Raw genomic sequence first — 18,964 nt, 5'->3', positions numbered from 1 at the left:
GCACCCGAGCCGCACGACGAAGGAACCCCCGCAGATGAACACCTCGATCCCTGGCACCGGAGAGCGCACCCTCGTCCTCGCCGCCGGCCGTGCGCACCCGGCGCTCGCCGAGGACGTCGCCGAGGAGCTGGGCATCGGCCTGCTGCCGACCTCCGCCTACGACTTCGCCAACAGCGAGACCTACGTCCGCTTCGGCGAGTCCGTGCGCGGGTCGGACATCTTCCTGCTGCAGAGCCACACCGCGCCGGTCAACCAGTGGCTCATGGAGCACCTGCTCATGGTCGACGCCGCCAAGCGGGCGTCCGCCCGCACCATCACCGTCGTCGCGCCCTTCTACGCCTACGCCCGTCAGGACAAGAAGTCCCGCGGCCGCGAGCCCATCTCGGCGCGTCTGGTGGCGGACATGCTGCACACGGCCGGCGCCGACCGGATCATGAGCGTCGACCTGCACACCGCGCAGATCCAGGGCTTCTTCGACGGCCCCGTCGACCACCTGTGGGCCATGCCCGTGCTCACCGACTACGTGCGCACCCGCGTCGACACCTCCAACGTCACCGTCGTCTCGCCCGACGCCGGCCGCATCCGCGTCGCCGAGCAGTGGGCCGCCAAGCTCGGCGGCGGACCCCTGGCGTTCGTGCACAAGACGCGCGACGTCACCCGACCCAACCAGGCCGTCGCCAACCGCGTCGTCGGCGACGTCGAGGGCCGCGACTGCGTGCTCGTCGACGACCTCATCGACACCGGCGGCACCATCTCCGAGGCCGCCAAGGTCTGCATGGACGCCGGCGCCAAGTCCGTCATCGTCGCCGCCACCCACGGCGTGCTCTCCGACCCCGCCGCCCAGCGGCTCTCCGAGTCCGGGGCCCTCGAGGTCGTCGTCACCGACACGCTGCCCATCCCCGCCGAGAAGCGGTTCGAGAGCCTCACCGTGCTGTCCATCGCGCCGCTCATCGCCCGCGCCATCCGCGAGGTCTTCGACGACGGGTCGGTGACCTCGCTGTTCGACGGGAACAGTTGAGCACCTCGTCCTCGCGTGCACGACGGCGGTCGCCCCGGCGGGGGCGGCCGCCGTCGGCGCGTGCGGGGCCGCGGACTGTGACGTGCGCCGCCGTCCGACGCTTTCGCTGCAGGGACGACGCCGGGTACAGTAGTCAGGTTGCCTCGGCGAGGGACGTCTGACGGGCGCCGGTCTGCGAGACCGTGCGAACGCAGAGCAGGATCCGTCGGATTTCCGTGATCGACTGGGCGGCTGCCGGTGTCGCGCGCTGCGCCGACCCTGCGGCGTCCACGGTCGCGTCCGTCACGTGTCCCACGCCGACGCAGCCGCCCGCCCGTGGGCCTCCGGTCCCGGGCAGCCGACGGCTCCCACTGGCCGTCGGCACGCACACGACCTTCCGCAGGAGTGATCCCCATGGCCGAGATCAAGCTCGCCGCCGAGATGCGCACCGAGTTCGGCAAGGGTGCGGCCCGCCGCATCCGCCGCGCCGACAACATCCCCGCCGTCCTCTACGGGCACGGCACCGACCCGGTGCACGTGACCCTCCCGGGCCACGCCACGATGCTCGCCGTGCGTCACACCAACGCGCTCATCGAGCTGACCTTCGACAACGGCACCGAGCTCGCCGTCGTCAAGGACGTCCAGCGCAACGTCGTGCGCGAGGAGATCGAGCACGTCGACCTGCTCATCGTGAAGAAGGGCGAGAAGATCGCCGTCGACATCACCGTGCACGTCACCGGTGAGTCCGCCCCCGGCACGATCCACCTCGTCGACTACCAGACCCTCACGGTCGAGGTCGACGCCACCAACATCCCCGAGTACGCCGAGGTCTCCATCGAGGGCCGCGAGGCGGGCGACCACATCTCCGCCGGCGACATCGAGCTGCCGAACGGCGCCACGCTGCTTACCGACCCGGAGTACACGGTCGTGTCGATCACCGAGCCGCGCGGCGAGGAGTCCGCCGACGAGGACGAGGCGTCCGCCGAGTCCGCCGAGGCGCCGGCCGAGGGCGAGTTCTCCGCCGAGTGACCTCGTCTCCCGCGGGCGGTTCGCTGCTCGCGGGAGATGTCACGACCCTCGAACGCCCGACGGCGGCCACGTGCCGCCGTCGGGCGTTCTGCGTGCCGGGTAGGTTGCACCTGGCGAAAGGACGGAACACATGACTGACGGCCCCTGGCTCGTGGTCGGGCTCGGCAACCCCGGGCCGAAGTACGCCGGGAACCGGCACAACGTCGGGCAGATGGTGCTCGACCTGCTGGCCTCGCGGACCGGCGCGCGGTTCGCGCGGCACGTCCGCGCCCAGGCCGTCGTCACCGAGGCGCGGCTGGGTGTGCTGCCCGGTGGTGCTCCCGGCCCCCGCGTGGTGCTCGCCAAGCCCACCACCTACATGAACACCTCCGGCGGGCCCACGTCGGCGCTCGCGAAGTACTACTCGATCGACCCCGAGCGGGTCGTCGCCGTCCACGACGAGGTGGACATCCCCTTCGACACCATCAAGCTCAAGACCGGCGGGGGAGAGGGCGGCCACAACGGCCTGCGCGACATCTCCAAGGCGCTCGGGACGCGGGACTACGTGCGGGTGCGTGTCGGCGTCGGGCGACCGCCCGGGCGCATGGACACCGCGGACTACGTGCTGCGGGACTTCGCGGGCGCGGAGCGCAAGGAGCTGCCGATGCTGGTCGACGACGCCGCGGACGCCGTCGAGATGGTCGTGACCGAGGGGCTGCTGGCCGCGCAGGGGAAGTATCACCAGCGGGGCTGAGCCGGGTAGTCAGATGACGTCCCAATGGCGCGCCGATTTGTTCCAGCGGCGTTCCTGGCCCAGGTCGAGACTGTAGCGGCGAGGGTTTGTGCCGATGTGGTCCTCGATGGCGCGCAGAACCTGTCTTGTCACGTCGGCGTCACGCTCGGACGGATCGGTTGCCGACGACGAGTACGGGCCGAGGACATGGACCACGACTTCGGTCTTCCGGACTACGCCCGGCAGGATGAGCAGCAGCGGACACCCCACGGACCGCGCGATCCGTGCAGAGCCGGTGGAGAAGTGTCGTGTCGCGTGACCGGCGAATGGGACGGAGACGGTGCGTCCCCGACCGGCTTGCCACGGTGCGTCGATGTTGACCCACAGCATGCGTTTCTCGTCTCGGAGAGCACGTACGGCCTGGGTCGCCGCGTTGCCGAGGTAGATCAGTTGGAAGTCCAAGGGCTCGCTCCATGGCGCCAGTGCCTCGAGGCTCAGGCCCAGCTGACGCTGTATGCGCTGCTCCTGCGGTGTGGATGCCGACTCCGGGGGCGTCGCGGTGATCAGAGCCGAGTTGCGACCACCAACTTGCGCCGCGAAGGCGGCGTAGATGGCGGGGTCGCGGATGAAGTGGCCGGACACCACGACGAGTGGCCCCTGGCCGTCGAGCACCTGGCGTGCTTCGGGCGTCGCCGCGATGCAGAACTCGTAGGCGTCCGGGGTGAGTCGACGCGCCAGGACAGCGCTCTGGAAGGCATGCTCTTCGAGGAGCGCAGCCTGTTGCGCCCAGAAGGCGGCGACGGCGCGCGGAGCAGAGCAACCGAGTACGGCTCGGAACGGACGCCAGCCCGTGCCGCGCCTGGCGTCGAGGGCCACCAGCAAACCGGCAAACCCCCATGCCAAGGCGCGCGCGACCGACATCGGTAGGTGTCGACCTGCGGGTGCGAAGACCGATCGGTACAGAACGTAGCGGGCGAAGTCCTTGCGCTGACTACCCATCGTCTCGTGAAGGCGCCGACGTAGGTCTGAGGCGGTCATGAATCCTCCCGCGATGAATCGCCATGGCACGTCTCACGATCATGCGTGACGTTGGGTACGTGGGACCCCATAGTCGTCCGGTTTCACCCGGGTGACACCAGCACGAACGGTCCAGAAGGTGGCCCCGACGACATAACCTGACAGGGCACGCTCAGCGGATCGGCGTGCACAGGAGGCTGTGATGAGCGACGGAGTTGTGCTGGCGCACGACTACGCCACGCAACGAGGCGGTGCAGAGCGGGTGGCGCTGCTGATGGCACAGGCGTTCCCGGGGTCTCCGTTGTACACGACGCTGTACGAGCCGTCAGCGACCTTTCCCGAGTTCGGTGCTCTCGATCTCCGGGTCTCCGCTCTGAACCGCTACCGAATGTTGCGGCGTCATCACCGATTGGCGTTTCCGGTGCTCTCCCGTGCGGTCGATCACCAGCGGGTGGTGGGCGACGTCCTGGTCGCGAGCTCGACCGGCTGGGCGCACGGCTACCGCGGTGCGCAGCGGTCTGTCGTCTACTGCCATGCACCGGCGCGCTGGCTCTATCAGCGAGACCGATACCTCGGTGCGGGTGGTGGCCCGGCGGACCGACTCCGTCGAGCGCTAGCGGGAGCGGTCCTGGGCCTCACGGCCGATCGACTGCGGAGTTGGGACCAGCGCGCGGCACGGCGGGCCGACCTGTACCTGGTCAACTCCTCGGTGACTCGCGATGCTGTTCGTGTGGCGTACGGGATCGAGGCCGAAGTGCTCCCGCCTCCCGGCGCACTGTCCCCGACGGGCCCGTGTCGCGCGGTCGAGGCCCCAGGCGGGCACGCACTCGAGCCAGGTTTTCTGCTGTGCGTCGCTCGCCTCCTCCCGTACAAGAACGTCGACGTGGTGATCGAGGCCGCCGCCGAGCTCGGACGACGGCTCGTTGTGGTCGGCGAGGGACCCGACAGGTCGCGTCTAGAGCAGCGCGCCTCGCGACTAGCCCCCGGAGCCGTCACGTTCGCCGGAAGGGTTGATGACAGCGAGCTGCGCTGGTTGTACAGCAGCGCTTCGGTCTTGGTGGCCTCCTCGTACGAGGACTACGGGTTGACACCCCTGGAAGCTGGCGAGTTCGGGCTCCCCGTCGCCGCGCTGAGGGGTGGCGGATACCTGGACACCGTCGCGGAGCACGTCAACGGCGCCTTCTTCGACCACCCGACGAGCGGGTCCGTCGCCGCCGTGGTGCAGCAGATGCTGTCGGCGACCTGGGATGATGGAGCCATTGCTGCTCACCTGGAGCAGTTCTCCGCGGACAGGTTCGCAGCCCGTCTTCGTCAGGCGGCGATGTCGGAGTCGATGAAGATCGGAGCACAGGGTGCGACGAAGGCAACGTCGGCGGGGGCGCAGCCGTGACTGTGCGTGATTTCGGACGCGTCCTGTGGGCGGGCCGCTGGTATGTCCTGGCCGCGGTCCTCGTTGTGGTCGCCGCGACACTGTGGTTCGCCGACCGACAAGTCACCGAGTACGAGGCCGCCGCCGCCGTTCAGCTGGAGGAGAGCGCCACGGGCAGCGGAAGTGTCGTGGTCGGCGATGACCCGTCCCTCCTGACGTCGCCCGACATCGTCTCAGCTGCTGAGGAAGCTCTCGGGGACCCGATCGCCGAGGGCGAAAGCGTCGAAGCCAGCTACGACAGCGAGACTCTGACGTTCGTCGTCCAGAGCCGGGCACTCAGTCAGGAGCGTGCCACTGCACTTGCCAACACCTATGCGCAGGCATACCTCGAGTACCTCCCGACGCTGATCAACGATCAGGTGACGTTGCTGGACGAGCAGATTTCCGCCGTCAGTGAGCAGGTCAGTGAAGCGCGCGAGACGCTGGAGGGGGACAAGGACGACCCCGTCGCGACAGCACTCGAGCAGACCGGCAACGAGACGCTCGCCGGGCTCACGTCGACGCTGACGGCATATCTCGCCCTGGTGCGCCCGGGCCAAGTCTCGGTCGCCGCGGTCGGCGCGACGCCCGTGGGCCTCGATACGGCGATGATCCTCGCCATCGCGGTACTCGCAGGCATCGTCGCCGGTGTCGGTGCCGCATTTCTCAGGTTCGCGCTCGACATGCGCGTGCGGACTGCCCACGAAGTGGCCGAAATCAGCGCAGCGCCGGTTCTGGCGGGCCTCGCCAACGCGCGACGAGCGATGAAGTGGGCTCAGGGGGAGAAGAAGCTCCCCGTGGCGACTCGCGTGGCCACCCCGTTCACTGAGTCGATTCGCGAGCTTCGGACCGCCATCCAGGTCGGGTTGGGAGAGAGTCGACACGGCACGATCGTGGTATCTGCGGCGGAACCCCGAGCGCCACGCGCGTTCGTCGCGGCCAATCTGGCTGCGTCCTTCGCGTTGTCCGGGAGGCACACGATCGTTCTCTCCGGTGACCTGCGGCGTCCACAGATCGACGAGCTTCTTCCTCCGCCGGATGGATGGAGCGGCACCCGCGGACAACTCCGTGCCTCGACCGTCCCCAACCTTGAGGTCTGTCCGATGCCTGACGTCCCCCTCGACCCAGCGGACTACCTGGCGAGCGCCAGCGCGCGAGACCTGTTCGACGCTCTCAAGCGACGCGCCGACATCGTCGTCGTCGATGCGCCGCCCGTTCTTGCCGCCGCTGATGCCACCATCCTCGGGTCGTACGCGGACGGTGTCGTGTTGGTCGCGGAGATCGGAAAGACCGACCGTGCGGTGCTTGCCGAGGCGGCGAGTCGTCTGAGCACCAATTCCGTGCGTCTGCTCGGAGTCGCCGTGGCCGGCAGGTCTGAGACGCATCGAGCGGCCTACGCTGCGACATATGGCGAGGTGGACGAGGCCACGACGTCGTCTCGGCATTCGGGTGAGTCCGCAGAAGGCATCAGCTTTCCCAGTGCGTCGAGCACGTCGAGCACGTCGAGCACGTCGAGCGCTTCGAGCGCCTCGGATGCCGCGGGCATAGACAGGGGCGGTAAGCCCTCCGGCGCGCCAGCGGTGCCATGGGCTCGGATACCGTTCATGTCGAGGGACGGCGAGAGGAAGGAGTCGCCATCGTCGGCGGACAGCGGAGACGACGAGGCGTCACCGCTGCCGGGTTCGAAGCATGCCCGCAGCGCCCGCTGAAGTTCAGCGGCCCTTGCGCGTCACGATCATCGGTCACACGGCGCGTGAATCGGGCGCTGAGTTAGCGCTGTGCCGGCTGCTAGGTGCCGTCGACCGCGTCCGGCTCGGGATCGACGTGGTCCTCTTCGAGGACGGCCCGCTCGTCGATCGGCTGGCGCCGCTGGCCGACGTCGTGACCGTCATGCCCCTCGCGCGTCGTGCCGCGGGCTTGACGCGTGGTCAGGTCCACGGGCTGCGGAGCATCGCCGCAGCGCCCGCCGCTGCCGCGCTGATGTGGCGGCTCGCGGTGCACCTCGCGCGCGAACGGCCGGACGTGGTGGTCACGACGACGATGAAGGCCCACGTCATCGGTTCGGCCGCGGCTGCGGCCGTAGGGGCTCCTCTCGTCTGGCACGTGCATGACAGGATCGCGCCCGACTACATGCCCGCTCCGCTCTCGAAGCTGTTGCGAGCGGCCGCCAGGGTCTTCCCCCGTGCAGTCGTCGCCAACTCTCGTGCGACCGCAGCCACGCTTCCCGGGGTGCGGAACCTCGTCGTCGCCTACCCTGGTTTTTCTACCAGCCAGGCGATCGCCGACCCCGCCAGCCACGTGGCGCCCGCGCGCCCGGTGGTGCTCTTGCTCGGCCGGATCAGTCCGACGAAGGGCCAGCTGGAGCTCGCCCGGGCGATGCCGAGCATTCTCGCTCGCCATCCCGGATCGACCTTCCGCATAGTGGGTTCCCCGATCTTCGGCGGCGAGGACTATGCGGGAAAAGTCCAGCAAGCGGTACGTGCGCTCGGTGTCTCCGACCACGTGACGATGCTGGAAGCAGTCGACGATCCGCGGTACGAGCTCGACGAGGCCACCGTCCTCGTGCACGCTTCGCCCGTGCCGGAGCCGTTCGGACAGGTGGTTGTCGAGGCCATGGTGCGGGGTGTACCGGTCATCGCCACCGACGCCGGGGGCGTGCCGGAGATACTCGTCGACCGCTCGTCCAGGCCACTCGGATGGCTCGTCCCCCCGGGAGACGCCGACGCTCTCGCCGCTGCAGTCATCGACGTGCTCGACCAGCCTGCTGAAGCGCGACGGCGCGCGTCGGAGGCCTACGCGGCGGCGCACGACCGTTTCAGGATCGAGCTGACCGCCGAGCTCGTCACTACGGTCTGGCGTCGCGCGGGGCGACGGTCGCGCGGATCACCTCGTGCATGACCGCCGCCTGGCGGTCCCACGTGGGCAGGTCGTCGGGCACCCTGATCTGCCGCTGATCGGGCACGGGCCGTGCCGTGACCGCGACGACGTGCGCGGGGAACTGCTCGGACGACACCGCCTCGACGAGCACGTCCCGGCTGTCGCGGAACCCCGCTACCCGTGTCGAGACCACAGGTCGTCGTGCGGCCCGGTACTCGTACAGCTTGATCGGATCGAGGGAGTCGGTGAACTGGTCGACGACGTGGGGCACCACGAGCACGTCGGCGCTGCGGGTGTAGGCGGGGATCTCCGAGAACGGCTTCGCTCCCAGGAGGTGGACGCCGGCTTCCTCGAGGAGATGCCGCTCACGGCCCTCGAGCGCGTCAGGGCCGACGAGCACCAGACGTCCGCCAGATCTGCGCAGGGCGCGGGCCGTGCGTGCGCACAGATCGACGTCGAGGCGATCCGCATGAAGGGTGCCGACGTAGAGGGCGACCGGCCCCTCGCCGAGATCGCGCGGGCGCTCGACCGGTCCCGTGTACGCGGCCGAGTCGACGCCGTTCGTCACGACGACGACATCTGGACGAACAGACCCCTTGTCGTGGGCGAGCGCCGGCGAACACACCGTGACGGTGGCGGTCTCGGCGAGCAGCCTGGCTTCGGAACGTGCCAACCGGGCCGACTCCGTCTGAGTTCGGCGTGCTGCGAGCCAGTCGTCGGTGACGTCGTACAGTGTCGGTGCCGTGGTCAGGTCGAGGATATCGACCAAGGCGAGGTCGTTGATCCAGACGGCGTACAACGGCCCGAGCCGCCGTGCGACGCGCAGCACGCCTCGAGCTCGTCTCCTGTCGCCGCCTGAGTCCCACCGGCGTGGCAGCCACTTCGTCGGTTGGTACAGTGTCAGACGCGCTGCCGCGTCGTGGGCGAGTGCGGTGTCCGCGTCCCGTCCGCTGCGCAACCCCCGGCCAGGCCGAGGCGCACGACGGTGCACAGCGTCGTACAACGGGTCGGCCGGGGGCTCGACGAAGAGCACACGCAGCTCCTCGTCCGCGGCGAGTATCCGAGACACAAGATGCTGGTTGCGTCTCCAGACCTCGTCCCAGGGTTCGAGCGAACAGACCACGAGGACCTCTGCTGTAGCGGCCGTCATCGCAGGCTCCGGTACACAGCGGCCGTGCCCGCCACCTGGGCCTCGAGAGTGAAACGTTCGCGCTGTCGGGAGGCCGCCGCGTGCCCGTAGGCACGACGCCCCCTGTCGTCGAGAGCGAGAGACCTCAGGCGGTCGCCGGCGTCGCGGACGTCTCCCGGGGTGAACAGTGCGCGTTCGTCGAGCCCGGCGAGCAGTTCGGCGTGGCCGCCGGCATCGGCAGCGACGACTGGTAAAGAGCGAGCCATCGCCTCGAGGACGCTGAGCCCGAGCCCTTCCACCGCGCACGGCGCGAGAAGCAGCCCTGATTTGTCCATGAGGTCGGGCACGTCCGACCGGTGCCCCAGGAACTCGACATCGAGAGCCAGCTCCGAGCTGAGGGCGCCCAGCCGATCGCGCTCGGTCCCGGTACCCGCGATCCGGACTCGCCACCCCAGCTCGGTGAGCCCTGAGGCTGCGGCGGCCCGGATGGCCAAAGCGGTCTCCTTCTCCTTCTCGAGGCGCTGGAGGATCAGGATGACCTTCTGTTGGTGGTCGCCCCTCGGCGCAGTGTGCACCCCGGGATGAACCACGGTGCTCGGTCCGTCCACGTGGTCGGCCACGAACTCCGAGATCGCGATCTGGGCCGAGACGGCCCGGCGTGCGATCGCGGCGACAGCAGGACCTTGTAGCCCGCGGCCGCGTGGTGCGGCGAAGTGGCGTGTCGTGACGACTGCCGGGCCTTGCCGTGAGCCGCGGACCGTCAGTCCTGCCGCGATCTCCGCCGCCGTCATGTGGACGTGCACCACGTCTGACCACCGGCCGTGGACCTGCAGCTCGCGTGCAACGTCACGCACCGTCGACGCCGGACGATGGAGGACACCGCCGAGCTCGCGGACCATGTCGGGCGGCGAGCCTCCGATGACCAGCACGTCCTCACCGCGCTCTGCCTGGGCGCGAGCGAGGCGGGCAACGTGCCGCTCGACACCGGCGAACCCGTCGGAGCGTACGGCATGGACGATCCTCATGCTGCTCCCTCGCGGCGCCCGTCGCGCGACGACGCGGACAGAACCTCCAGGTATCGGGTTGCCACGGTGTTCCATGACCACCGTTCGGCCATGCGGCGAGTCGCCTCGCGGACCTCTGTGGGATCCAGCTCAAGGACCTCCGTCAGCCCCCGCGCCACGGATTCCGGCGCGGGGGAGACCATGCGCCCGGTCGAGGGAATGACCACCTCCGGCACGACCCCCACGGGTGTCGCGACGACGGGAAGGCCGGCAGCGAGTGCTTCGAGGTACACCAGCCCGAAAGACTCGTAGGCGCTGGGGAGGCACAAGGCGTCGGAGGCGTGGAAGGCCGTGACCACGTCGCTCTCGGGACCGGTGAAGACGCATCGGTCGGTGATGCCCGATGTCTCGGCGTGACGTCGGGCAACGCTCACCATCTGCGCGTCACCGCCCACGACGAGCAGATGGGCACCGGTCTGCGGGATCGCGTCGAGGAGCGCGGGAAGTCCCTTGCGGTCGTGCTCGTTGCCGACGAACAGCACGACGCGCTGACCGGGGCCGAAGCCGTAGCGGTCCCGGGCGGCCTTCCTCTGCTCCGGAGTCGGGGGCCGGAAGCGATCCAGGTCCACGCCGTTGCCGATGACTGCCGTCGTCGTGCGGAGGCCGGGATGCAGGTCGTGCAGCAGATCGTCCTCGGTCGGGCTGAGGTTGACCACGACCCGGTGGACGCCGAACCGGTAGCGGATCGCGTCCCGGCCCAGAACGAAGAGGTGCATTGGATTGCGCGCGAGCCTCCACCTAGCATGCCCCCGGCCGCGCATCGCCACCTGGACCAGCCCATGGTTGACGTAAGCGTCACCAGCGAGGGCGTCGTTGTGGCAGATGGAGACGGACCCGGGTATAGACCGGCAGTAGCGCCGAGCGAGCACCGTGCCGACCGTCGAGAACCAGACCACTCGTGCGAGCAGGGCGAGGCGGCCGCCGATGCTCGTCGACGGGGCCGGAATCCACCCGCCCCAGCTGTCCTCGAGGGTGAAGCGCTTGGTCTCCACTCCAGCCCGGTCCCACGCCGACTCGAGCTCGGCAGCGACTCCTCCCACGCCCGTTCCCGGTCCGATCTCGGGGCAGATCTGGACGACGATCATGTCCTGCTCCCCGTGAGCGGCGCGTGCCGAGCTTCAGGCGGAGCGGCCTCGACGGATCGCTCCTCGGCGTCGGCCCGGGCTGCTGCACCGAGGCAGACCCCGGCGATCACGTACGGGACAGAGACGCTCACGGCGACCCAGAACAGGTCGAGTTGGCCCTGAACGAGGCGTGAGGCAAGGATCGCGAAGGCCACCGTCCCGTAGTCGGGACGCACGCGCCACAGGACCATGAGCCCGCCGAACTGCAGCACGAGGAAGGCGACGAGACCGACGATGCCCGTCGAGCTGAGGACCTCGAGCTCAGCGTTCGGAGGTTGGAACGAGTAGAACTCACCCGTGGTCCACCAACGCAGGCCGACGCCGACGACCGGCTGGTGCTGCCAGACCTCGATCGCCTGCTCGAACCAGGTCAGGCGCTGGTAGGTTGAGTTGAAGGAGTTGCCTTCGGCCACCTGTTCCTGGACCAGTGTCAGTACCGCGACGCACGCGACGACGACCGGCGCGAGGATCCACGGGGTGTGCCGGACCTTCTGGTGTCGGCGGAAAAGAATGATCACCACGGCCACAGCGAGGCCGATGTAGGCCTGCCGCGCCTGTGTGGCGGCTACCGCGAGGGTGAGGGCGCCGAACGACGCATAGCTCACCCAGAGGGGCCAGTTCATCCAGGGCGGGCGTGCGTAGACGATGGCGGCGGCGGAGGCGAGGAGGGTGCCGATGAAGTTCTTGTGCATCCCGAAGGGCCAGTGGAGGTAGACCGGTCCGGTGTTTCCCTGGGAGAACTGCAGCGCTCCGAAGACCAGGGTGAGCCCAGCGATCACGAGACAGGCGCCCACGAGGAGGGTCAGGCCGAGCGCGGCGTGCCCGGACCGGCCGACGGCCCACCCGACGACCAGTGCGCCACCGACGAGCAGCCAGGCGTGAAACCACTCGACGGTGTTGGCGAGATAGGGATTGACGAGCACCGTGAAGAGTGTCGCAGCCTGGTAGACCGCACTCAGCCACAGCATGTTCCGCATGGCCGGGCTGAAGGGGCGCGGTCCGAGAAACACCGCGAACCAGAACGCGCCGAAGAAGGCGAAGTCGCTCAGTGAGAGGTCGACACCGCCTGCTCCGACCCGCTCGACGATGACGAAGAGCGGCATGGCGAGGACGGGGAGCGCGACCGGTTCGTACACCGTGACGCCGACCAGCATCAGCAACACCGCGGCGACCACGGCGAGAGCCGGCGCGACGACGACGAGGAGGCCGATCAGAGCGAGGCTGGCCGCGACGACGCAGATCAGCAGCGCCGTCCGGGCCCCCCGCGGCAGGGCGCGCGAGGAAGGCGGGATCATCCCGCCGCCCCGTGGACCAGGAGCCCCAGACGCCGCCGAGCGGCGGCGCGCCGGTCCGAGCCCGGGGCCATCGCGCGGATCGACGCGCCGACCGCGCCACCAGCCCGCGCGACGTGCCATCCGGTCGTCCCGTAGTGCTTGCGCCAGTAACGCTCCTGCGAAGCGCGGACCCACCTCTCGCGTTGCAGGCTGTCAGAGCTCGTCGCCCCTCCGACGTGGAGTGCGACGACATCGGTGATCAGCCGGTGGGACCATCCACGCTGGTGCGCCCGGTAGGCCCAGTCCGTCTCCTCGGAGTAGAGGAAGAACTCCTCGTCGAACGCCCCGACGTCGTCGATGGCGTCCGGGTGCAGCAGCAGGACCGATCCCACGACGTACGTCGCCCGGCGTCCACCGTGTGCGGCCAGGCCGACGGCACGCCGGAGCACATCGATCCCGAGTGCCTCGGACCATGCCGACCAGGGATGGGGGAATGGCCACTCCACGCGCGCCGCCGCACCCGCGGGGTCCACCTGGGCGGGACCGACGCTCGCGGTGCGCGGGGTCGAGTGCAGGGCGTCCTGCAACGCACGGACGCCGTCCGGGCTGATGGCGGCGTCAGGGTTGAGCAGCAGCACGTCGCGCCCCGGATGTTGGAGGTTAGCCAGACCGTGGTTGACGCCGGCCGCGAAGCCGCCGTTGCGGCCCGGATCCAGATACCGCCCACCGGCTAGTTTCGTGATCTCTCGGACCTGAGGGTCACTGGAGTTGTCCACCACGGTGATCGGCAGCTTCCCGGTGATCGGTGCCAAGGCACGTCTGAGAAGTTCCGGCGAACCGTAGGCCACGACAAGCGCCTCGGCCGGTGGCCGGTCCTCGTCACACTCCTGCGGCGCTGCCGTGGCGGCGCCGTAGAGTGCGGCGAGCCGCGCCGCCACGACGGGCCAGGCGCACTCCGCCGCACGCTCCGCGCCGCTGGCGCGCAGACGTACGGCGGTCGCCGGCTCGGTGGCCTTGCGCAACGCGGCGGTGAGCGCCCGTGGGTCCTCGGGGGGCACCAGGAGCCCAGCGCCACCGACGACGTCGGGCAATGCCCCGGACCTGCTCGCCACCACCGGAGTCCCACATGCCATAGCCTCGATCGCGACCCGCCCGAACTGCTCGACCCAACCCCTCGTGGTTCGAGACGGGACGGCGAGCACGTCGATCGACCGGAAGAACTCGACGAGCTCGGCGCCGCCCAGAGAGCCCTGGAACCTGACCCGATGGGTGAGGCCGAGCTCGCCGGACCGCTTGCGGAGCTCATCCTGTGCCGGCCCGGCTCCTGCGATGGCAAGGTCCAGGCCGGGGTCGAGGGCGATCGCCTCGAGGAGGACGTCCACACCCTTGTGCGGTGCGAGCCGACCCGCGTACCCGACGAGGGCACGTTGCCTCGGGCGCGGCCTATCGACGGGAGTGAAGACGCCGAGGTCCACCCCTAGCGGGATGACCTCGACCGTCCCGCGGGCCCCCTTGTCCAGAAGGATCTCCCTCGCATCGCGGTTGCAGACCTGGATCGCCGCCGCACGACGCAGGACGCGCCTCTCGATCCAGCGGAAGGGCGGCGGGTACCGCTTGTGAAGGTTTTGAGCGCTGTAGACGACGAAGGGGTGCTGCGGTGTGTTGCGGCCGCGCAATCGATCGACCGCGCGTCGTGCCAGCGCGAGCAGCAGCACCTCGGCGGTGGCGACGGCGAACGGCTCCTCGTGCAGGTCGAGGACATCATGCGGGCGCCCCAGGGCGTGCCAGATAGGGATCGGGTCGTAGACGAACAGCGCGGGGTGCGAGCCCCACGTTCGCACGCCGACCACCACTTCGTCCGGGTGCGGCACGAGGCGGACCTCGCGACCGCCTTCGTCCCAGCGCCGCGCAGACAGCAGGGTCACCTCTACCCCGCGACGCCGGAGCTCGCGCTCTCGTTCACGCCAGGCATCGACGACCGCGCTGTGCGACACCCGCAGGACCCTCATGGGCAACGATCCTGGTCGATCTGCCGGCGGGGCGAAATGTTCGCCTGGCACTATCACCCGCTCGGTCCGATCTTTCACCCGCTCCCGGCCTCTCCCTGGAGCAGGGGTGCTGGGTACCGTCGAGTCGGCCCTGCTCGTCGCTCTGGGAGACGTCGAGAGCCACTGACGCCGAGGAGGCAAGAGATGCGGGTGCTCGTCGATGGTGATCGGGGGTACATCGGTGCCGTGCTGGTACCTCTGCTTCAGGCGGCGGGCCACGAGGTCGTCGGGCTCGATGCCGGCTGGTACGACGGGTGCGACTTCGGGCCTCCGGTGCAAGGCTACGAGCAGCGGACCGGGGACGTGCGGGACGTGCGACCCGACGACCTCGAGGGGTTCGACGCCGTCGTGCACCTCGCGGCGATCTCGAACGATCCGCTCGGCCACCTCAACCCGGAGGCCACATTCTCCGTGAACACCGATGGCGCGGTGAACATGGCCAGGGCCTCACGCGAGGCAGGTGTGTCGAGGTTCCTCTTCTCCTCGTCGTGCTCGCTGTACGGCGCCGCCGGTGACGCCCCTGTGGACGAGAACTCGTCGTTCCACCCCGTCACGCCGTACGGGGAGTCGAAGGTCCGCGCGGAGGAGGGCATCTCGGAGCTCGCCACGGCGAGCTTCTCCCCGACCTACCTCCGCAACGCCACGGCCTACGGCTCGTCGCCGCGGCTGCGTGCCGACATCGTGGTCAACAACCTGACAGGCGCCGCGTTCACTCGGGGCGAGGTGCGACTGCAGTCGGACGGGAGCCCGTGGAGGCCGCTGGTGCACGTGGAGGACATCTCCCGGGCGTTCCTCGCAGCCCTCGAGGCTCCGCGGGAGATCGTGCACGACCGTGCGTACAACGTCGGCCGGGACGAGGACGTCGTTCAGATCCGAACGGTCGCCGAACAGGTCAGCAGGATCACGAGGCGCCCGGTGACCTTTGCGCCTGGCGCCGGAGCGGATGCACGCAACTACCGGGTCGAGTTCTCGCGGATCCGCGAGGAGTTGCCCGGGGCGTCGCCGCGGTGGACGGTACCGGACGGTATCCAGGAGATCTGGGACGCTGCGCATCGCCACGGGCTCTCCGCTCCAGACTTCGAAGGGGAGCGCTTCGTTCGTCTTGAGCGGATCCGCGCGCTTTCCGAGTCCGGAGAGCTCGACCTGGGCACGCTGCGGGCCGTGGTGAAGGCGTGACCGGCTCCACGAAGGCCCCTCTTTCCATCGACGCTGCTCTGGCCCCTGCGCCCCCTTGCCGTCTCTGCGGCAATCCACTGCGCCGGACGTTCGTCGACCTTGGCCTGTCCCCCCTGTGCGAGAGCTACCCGACCGTCGATCAGGTCGATGGTCCGGAGACCTTCTACCCGCTCCACGTGCGGGTGTGCGAGTCCTGCCTGCTCGTTCAGCTTCCTTCGTACGTTCCCGCGGAGGAGATCTTCGACGACTACGCGTACTTCTCCTCCTACTCGGACTCCTGGGTGGCGCATGCACGCCGCTTCGTCGACGACGCCGTAGAACGCCTGGGCCTGACCCCGGAGGAGTCATACGTGGTGGAGGTGGCCAGCAACGACGGCTATCTGCTCCAGCATGTCGTAGATCGGGGGATGCGCTGTCTCGGTATCGAGCCATCGAGCAACGTCGCCGAGGCTGCCGTCGCGCGAGGCGTGCCGACGCAGGTCGACTTCCTCGGTGAGCAGACGGGGGCGAAGGCTCGTGAGGCGCACGGCCCGGCCGACCTCGTTGTGGCGAACAACGTGTTCGCCCACGTGCCGGACATCGTCGACTTCGCCCGGGGGCTGCGTGCTCTCGTCGCCGACGAAGGGCGGGTGAGCATCGAGATCCCCCACCTCCTGCGACTGGTGCAGGGGAACGAGTACGACACGATCTATCACGAGCATTACAGCTATCTATCGCTGCTGACGACTCAACGGGTGCTCGAGTCGGCCGGCCTCACCGTCGTCGACGTCGAGGAGCTGGCGAGTCATGGCGGTTCGCTCCGGACATGGTCGGCGCCGTCCGAGCACGCTCCCGCTCCCTCGTCCGAGGTGGCTCGTGTCCTGCGCCTCGAGGCCGACGCCGGCCTGCACACCGTCGAGGGCCATGCCGGCTTTGCCGAACAGGTCACTTCCGTGCGCGACGAAGTCTTGCGGTTCTTGCTCGAAGCCCGCCGCGAAGGTCGTCGCGTCGTGGCGTACGGGGCCCCGGGAAAGGGCAACACCCTGCTCAACCACTGCGGGATCCGCCCGGACCTCATCGAGTTTGCCGTCGACCGCAACCCCTACAAGCACGGCCGCTTCACCCCGGGGGCGCACCTTCCGATCCTCCCGCCCGAAGCGCTCGACGAGGCTCGGCCCGACTTCGTCGTCGTCATGCCCTGGAACCTCCGCCAGGAGATCTCTGCTCAGCTGGCCCACATCGCGACGTGGGGAGGCCGCCTGGTGTGCTTCCTTCCCCGTCTCGAGGTCTTCGAGCCGGGGACGTGAACAGCGGCGCCGGGCCGCGTGGCTCGTTCGTCGGCTCCGGCCCCAGCCCTGCCTGGCGCTGTCGATGGTGCCGAGGTGCGGAGGGCAGCGTCGTCCTCGACCTGGGTGCACAGCCACCGGCGGACCGGTTCCCTGCGGCCACCGATCCCGTGGAGGACGCACTCTTCCCGCTGCGAATGGTGCTGTGCGACCGTTGTGGGCTGGCGCAGCTCGAGGAAGACGAGACGCGCGCGGACGAGCCGCGTGGCGTGGAGCCGGAGGCACTCGTCGCGCAGGCGCGTGCGGCCGTCGCCGATCTGACGCGCGCGGGGTTCGTCGAGCGGGGTGCGCGCGTCGAGGAACACGGCAGTCCGCACGGCGGCTCGTGGTGGGCCCCCGTCCGGGACGCCGTGCCCGGCGTCGTCGTAGCGGGCGGCGGCCCGGCCGACCTCGTAGTCGACTCCTTGGGCCTGATGCACGAGCCAGATCTGCGGTCCGCCTGGCTTCGCCGGGTCCGGGAGATGTCTGCCGAGGGTGTCCTCGCCCTGCATCTCCATCCGCTCTCGACGATCATGCGCGACGGGACGTGGAATGTGCTGCGCCACGGCCACTACTCCTACCTGTCCGTGACGATGACGGTCGAGATGGCACGCTCGAGCGAGCTGACGCCCGTCGGCGCCTGGCGATACCCCCTCTACGGCGGAACATGGGTTCTGGCGTTCGCCCGGTCCGCTTCCGTCCGTGCGGCGTCGGTGCCGCCCGAGGTCAGCTCCGTCATAGAGCGGGCGCTGGAGGACGAGTCCGCCCTGGGTGTACGGGACCCCGCCGCTGTCGCCCTGCTCGGTCGGGGAGTCACGGCGTCGACGGCCGCCCTGCGAGCCTGGCTGGACGGTTGTGGTGACTCGGTCGTCGTCGGGTATGGCGCGGCCTCACGGGCAGTGTCACTCTTCGCAGCCACCGGGATCACGGTCCGGGACGTGCGGGCCGTCGTGGACTCGTCGGAGGCGAAACGGGGTCTGTCGATGCCGGGAAGCGGGCGGCCCCGAGTGCCGATCGTCGGTCCCGAAGCGTTCGCCGAGCTCCGTCCCGATCACGTGCTGCTCTTCGTACCCGACCTTCTCGACGAGGTCCGCCGGGCCTACCCGCAGATCGAGGCCGCCGGCGCTCGCTGGGTGCTCGCCGAGCCGGAACCGTTCGTCGTCCCTCCGCTCAGCGGGACGTGAGTCGTTCGACGAGCCGTGCCCATGAGCCGGCGGCGGCGTCACGGTCGCTGACGACCGTCACCGGGACAGGCCATGTGATGCCGAGGTCCGGATCCCTGTAGTGGACGGCGACGTCCTCCCTCGGTTCGTGCTCGGAATCGATGCGGTAGCAGACGTCCGCGGTGACCGTCAGGGTCTGGTGGCCGTGGAGGCATCCACGTGGCACGTGCAGCACGCGGAAGTTCGTGTCGTCGAGGAGGAACGCCTCCCATCGGCCGAAGGTCGGTGAGTTCGGCCGCGCGTCGACGACCACGTCGTGCACCGCACCGTTCGCCACTCTGACCAGCTTTGACTCGCCGGCGCCGTCTCGTCCGTGGAGTCCGCGCACAACACCGCGCAGCGACCGGGACTGGCTGTCCTGAACGAACGACCTGGGGTCGATACCGGCCCGGGCCGCCGTGTCGTCGTCGAACGTCCGGGTGAAGAGCCCGCGATCGTCCCGGTGCGGTGTGGGTTCGAGGAGGAGGACACCGTGAAGGCTCGTGTCTCGTACGTGCACGGCCTCACGCTAGGCGACCTCGTGGCCCGCGCACGGGTGAAAAGTGCCCGCGGCACGGATGAAATGCCGCCGTGCGGGTTCAG

At 69.5% G+C, this 18,964-nt stretch carries 16 protein-coding genes; 9 read left to right on the top strand and 7 right to left on the bottom strand.

The features are described 5' to 3' along the window. Positions 1–34 precede the first annotated feature (34 nt). From HDG68_RS01635 to pth, 3 genes are all read left to right on the top strand, one after another. Positions 35–1,018, top strand: coding sequence for a ribose-phosphate diphosphokinase (locus HDG68_RS01635; protein ID WP_172148645.1), 984 nt, complete (start codon positions 35–37; stop codon positions 1,016–1,018). 393 nt (positions 1,019–1,411) lie between these two features. Then, on the top strand, positions 1,412–2,026 hold the full coding sequence (locus tag HDG68_RS01630; RefSeq protein WP_172148643.1) for a 50S ribosomal protein L25/general stress protein Ctc: 615 nt from the start codon (positions 1,412–1,414) through the stop codon (positions 2,024–2,026). Positions 2,027–2,156: 130 nt separating this feature from the next. Next, positions 2,157–2,759, top strand: coding sequence for an aminoacyl-tRNA hydrolase (gene pth, locus HDG68_RS01625; protein ID WP_172148641.1), 603 nt, complete (start codon positions 2,157–2,159; stop codon positions 2,757–2,759). A gap of 9 nt (positions 2,760–2,768) precedes the next feature. On the opposite strand, the gene HDG68_RS01620 is transcribed toward pth, so the two are convergent. After that, the gene (locus tag HDG68_RS01620) at positions 2,769–3,776 is read right to left on the bottom strand and encodes a lysophospholipid acyltransferase family protein (protein ID WP_172148639.1); all 1,008 of its coding nucleotides are present in this window, start codon (positions 3,774–3,776) and stop codon (positions 2,769–2,771) included. Between the two features lie 181 nt (positions 3,777–3,957). Between HDG68_RS01620 and HDG68_RS01615 the strand changes: the two genes are divergently transcribed. Genes HDG68_RS01615 through HDG68_RS01605 form a run of 3 tightly spaced genes read left to right on the top strand, consistent with a single transcriptional unit; the run spans position 3,958 to position 8,061 of the window. Next, positions 3,958–5,145: a glycosyltransferase gene (locus HDG68_RS01615; RefSeq protein ID WP_172148637.1), complete on the top strand. Its 1,188-nt coding sequence runs from the start codon at positions 3,958–3,960 to the stop codon at positions 5,143–5,145. Further along, positions 5,142–6,872, top strand: a complete 1,731-nt coding sequence (locus tag HDG68_RS01610) for a tyrosine-protein kinase family protein (RefSeq protein WP_172148635.1) — start codon at positions 5,142–5,144, stop codon at positions 6,870–6,872. The genes HDG68_RS01615 and HDG68_RS01610 overlap by 4 nt, the downstream gene beginning before the upstream one ends. A gap of 13 nt (positions 6,873–6,885) precedes the next feature. Continuing rightward, entirely contained in the window at positions 6,886–8,061 is a 1,176-nt protein-coding gene (locus HDG68_RS01605) for a glycosyltransferase family 4 protein (RefSeq protein WP_172148633.1), read from the top strand. Here the strand turns inward: HDG68_RS01605 and HDG68_RS01600 are convergent. The 5 genes from HDG68_RS01600 to HDG68_RS01580 form a co-directional block, all read right to left on the bottom strand. After that, complete coding sequence (locus tag HDG68_RS01600) at positions 8,009–8,869, bottom strand: glycosyltransferase (RefSeq protein WP_343037368.1); 861 nt, start codon at positions 8,867–8,869, stop codon at positions 8,009–8,011. The two genes, HDG68_RS01605 and HDG68_RS01600, sit on opposite strands and share 53 nt — an antisense overlap. Positions 8,870–9,186: 317 nt before the next feature. Further along, a complete protein-coding gene (locus HDG68_RS01595; RefSeq protein WP_172148629.1) occupies positions 9,187–10,194 on the bottom strand; it encodes a glycosyltransferase family 4 protein in 1,008 nt (335 codons plus the stop codon). Beyond that, positions 10,191–11,318 carry a glycosyltransferase family 4 protein gene (locus HDG68_RS01590; RefSeq protein WP_172148627.1) on the bottom strand — a complete coding sequence of 376 codons (1,128 nt, stop codon included), beginning with the start codon at positions 11,316–11,318 and terminating at the stop codon, positions 10,191–10,193. Before HDG68_RS01590 ends, HDG68_RS01595 begins: the two co-directional genes overlap by 4 nt. Beyond that, positions 11,315–12,652: an O-antigen ligase family protein gene (locus HDG68_RS01585; RefSeq protein ID WP_172148625.1), complete on the bottom strand. Its 1,338-nt coding sequence runs from the start codon at positions 12,650–12,652 to the stop codon at positions 11,315–11,317. Before HDG68_RS01585 ends, HDG68_RS01590 begins: the two co-directional genes overlap by 4 nt. Beyond that, on the bottom strand, positions 12,649–14,718 hold the full coding sequence (locus HDG68_RS01580; RefSeq protein WP_343037367.1) for a glycosyltransferase: 2,070 nt from the start codon (positions 14,716–14,718) through the stop codon (positions 12,649–12,651). The genes HDG68_RS01585 and HDG68_RS01580 overlap by 4 nt, the downstream gene beginning before the upstream one ends. A gap of 105 nt (positions 14,719–14,823) precedes the next feature. Between HDG68_RS01580 and HDG68_RS01575 the strand changes: the two genes are divergently transcribed. From HDG68_RS01575 to HDG68_RS01565, 3 genes are read left to right on the top strand one after another with little or no spacing between them, the layout of a single operon-like run. Beyond that, positions 14,824–15,855 (top strand): NAD-dependent epimerase/dehydratase family protein, encoded by a 1,032-nt coding sequence (locus tag HDG68_RS01575; RefSeq protein ID WP_172148623.1) that lies wholly within the window; start codon positions 14,824–14,826, stop codon positions 15,853–15,855. Continuing rightward, positions 15,852–17,141 (top strand): class I SAM-dependent methyltransferase, encoded by a 1,290-nt coding sequence (locus HDG68_RS01570; RefSeq protein WP_343037366.1) that lies wholly within the window; start codon positions 15,852–15,854, stop codon positions 17,139–17,141. The genes HDG68_RS01575 and HDG68_RS01570 overlap by 4 nt, the downstream gene beginning before the upstream one ends. Then, positions 17,081–18,343 carry a class I SAM-dependent methyltransferase gene (locus tag HDG68_RS01565; protein WP_425483717.1) on the top strand — a complete coding sequence of 421 codons (1,263 nt, stop codon included), beginning with the start codon at positions 17,081–17,083 and terminating at the stop codon, positions 18,341–18,343. Before HDG68_RS01570 ends, HDG68_RS01565 begins: the two co-directional genes overlap by 61 nt. Here the strand turns inward: HDG68_RS01565 and HDG68_RS01560 are convergent. Continuing rightward, positions 18,330–18,881: a dTDP-4-dehydrorhamnose 3,5-epimerase family protein gene (locus HDG68_RS01560; RefSeq protein WP_172148619.1), complete on the bottom strand. Its 552-nt coding sequence runs from the start codon at positions 18,879–18,881 to the stop codon at positions 18,330–18,332. The genes HDG68_RS01565 and HDG68_RS01560 overlap by 14 nt on opposite strands. Positions 18,882–18,964: the final 83 nt, after the last annotated feature.

This window comes from Isoptericola chiayiensis (assembly GCF_013149805.1).
In the GTDB taxonomy this organism is placed as follows: Bacteria; Actinomycetota; Actinomycetes; order Actinomycetales; family Cellulomonadaceae; genus Isoptericola; species Isoptericola chiayiensis.
Note: the sequence above shows the minus strand (reverse complement) of the source record. Positions and strands in the feature narration are given on the sequence as shown.

Bases quoted from the DNA above. Each gene is read 5' to 3' on its own strand.
- HDG68_RS01620 (WP_172148639.1), bottom strand. From the start codon at position 3,776: ATGACCGCCTCAGACCTACGTCGGCGCCTTCACGAGACGATGGGTAGT.
- pth (WP_172148641.1), top strand. From the start codon at position 2,157: ATGACTGACGGCCCCTGGCTCGTGGTCGGGCTCGGCAACCCCGGGCCG.
- HDG68_RS01595 (WP_172148629.1), bottom strand. From the start codon at position 10,194: ATGAGGATCGTCCATGCCGTACGCTCCGACGGGTTCGCCGGTGTCGAG.
- HDG68_RS01590 (WP_172148627.1), bottom strand. From the start codon at position 11,318: ATGATCGTCGTCCAGATCTGCCCCGAGATCGGACCGGGAACGGGCGTG.
- HDG68_RS01615 (WP_172148637.1), top strand. From the start codon at position 3,958: ATGAGCGACGGAGTTGTGCTGGCGCACGACTACGCCACGCAACGAGGC.
- HDG68_RS01630 (WP_172148643.1), top strand. From the start codon at position 1,412: ATGGCCGAGATCAAGCTCGCCGCCGAGATGCGCACCGAGTTCGGCAAG.
- HDG68_RS01635 (WP_172148645.1), top strand. From the start codon at position 35: ATGAACACCTCGATCCCTGGCACCGGAGAGCGCACCCTCGTCCTCGCC.
- HDG68_RS01585 (WP_172148625.1), bottom strand. From the start codon at position 12,652: ATGATCCCGCCTTCCTCGCGCGCCCTGCCGCGGGGGGCCCGGACGGCG.
- HDG68_RS01575 (WP_172148623.1), top strand. From the start codon at position 14,824: ATGCGGGTGCTCGTCGATGGTGATCGGGGGTACATCGGTGCCGTGCTG.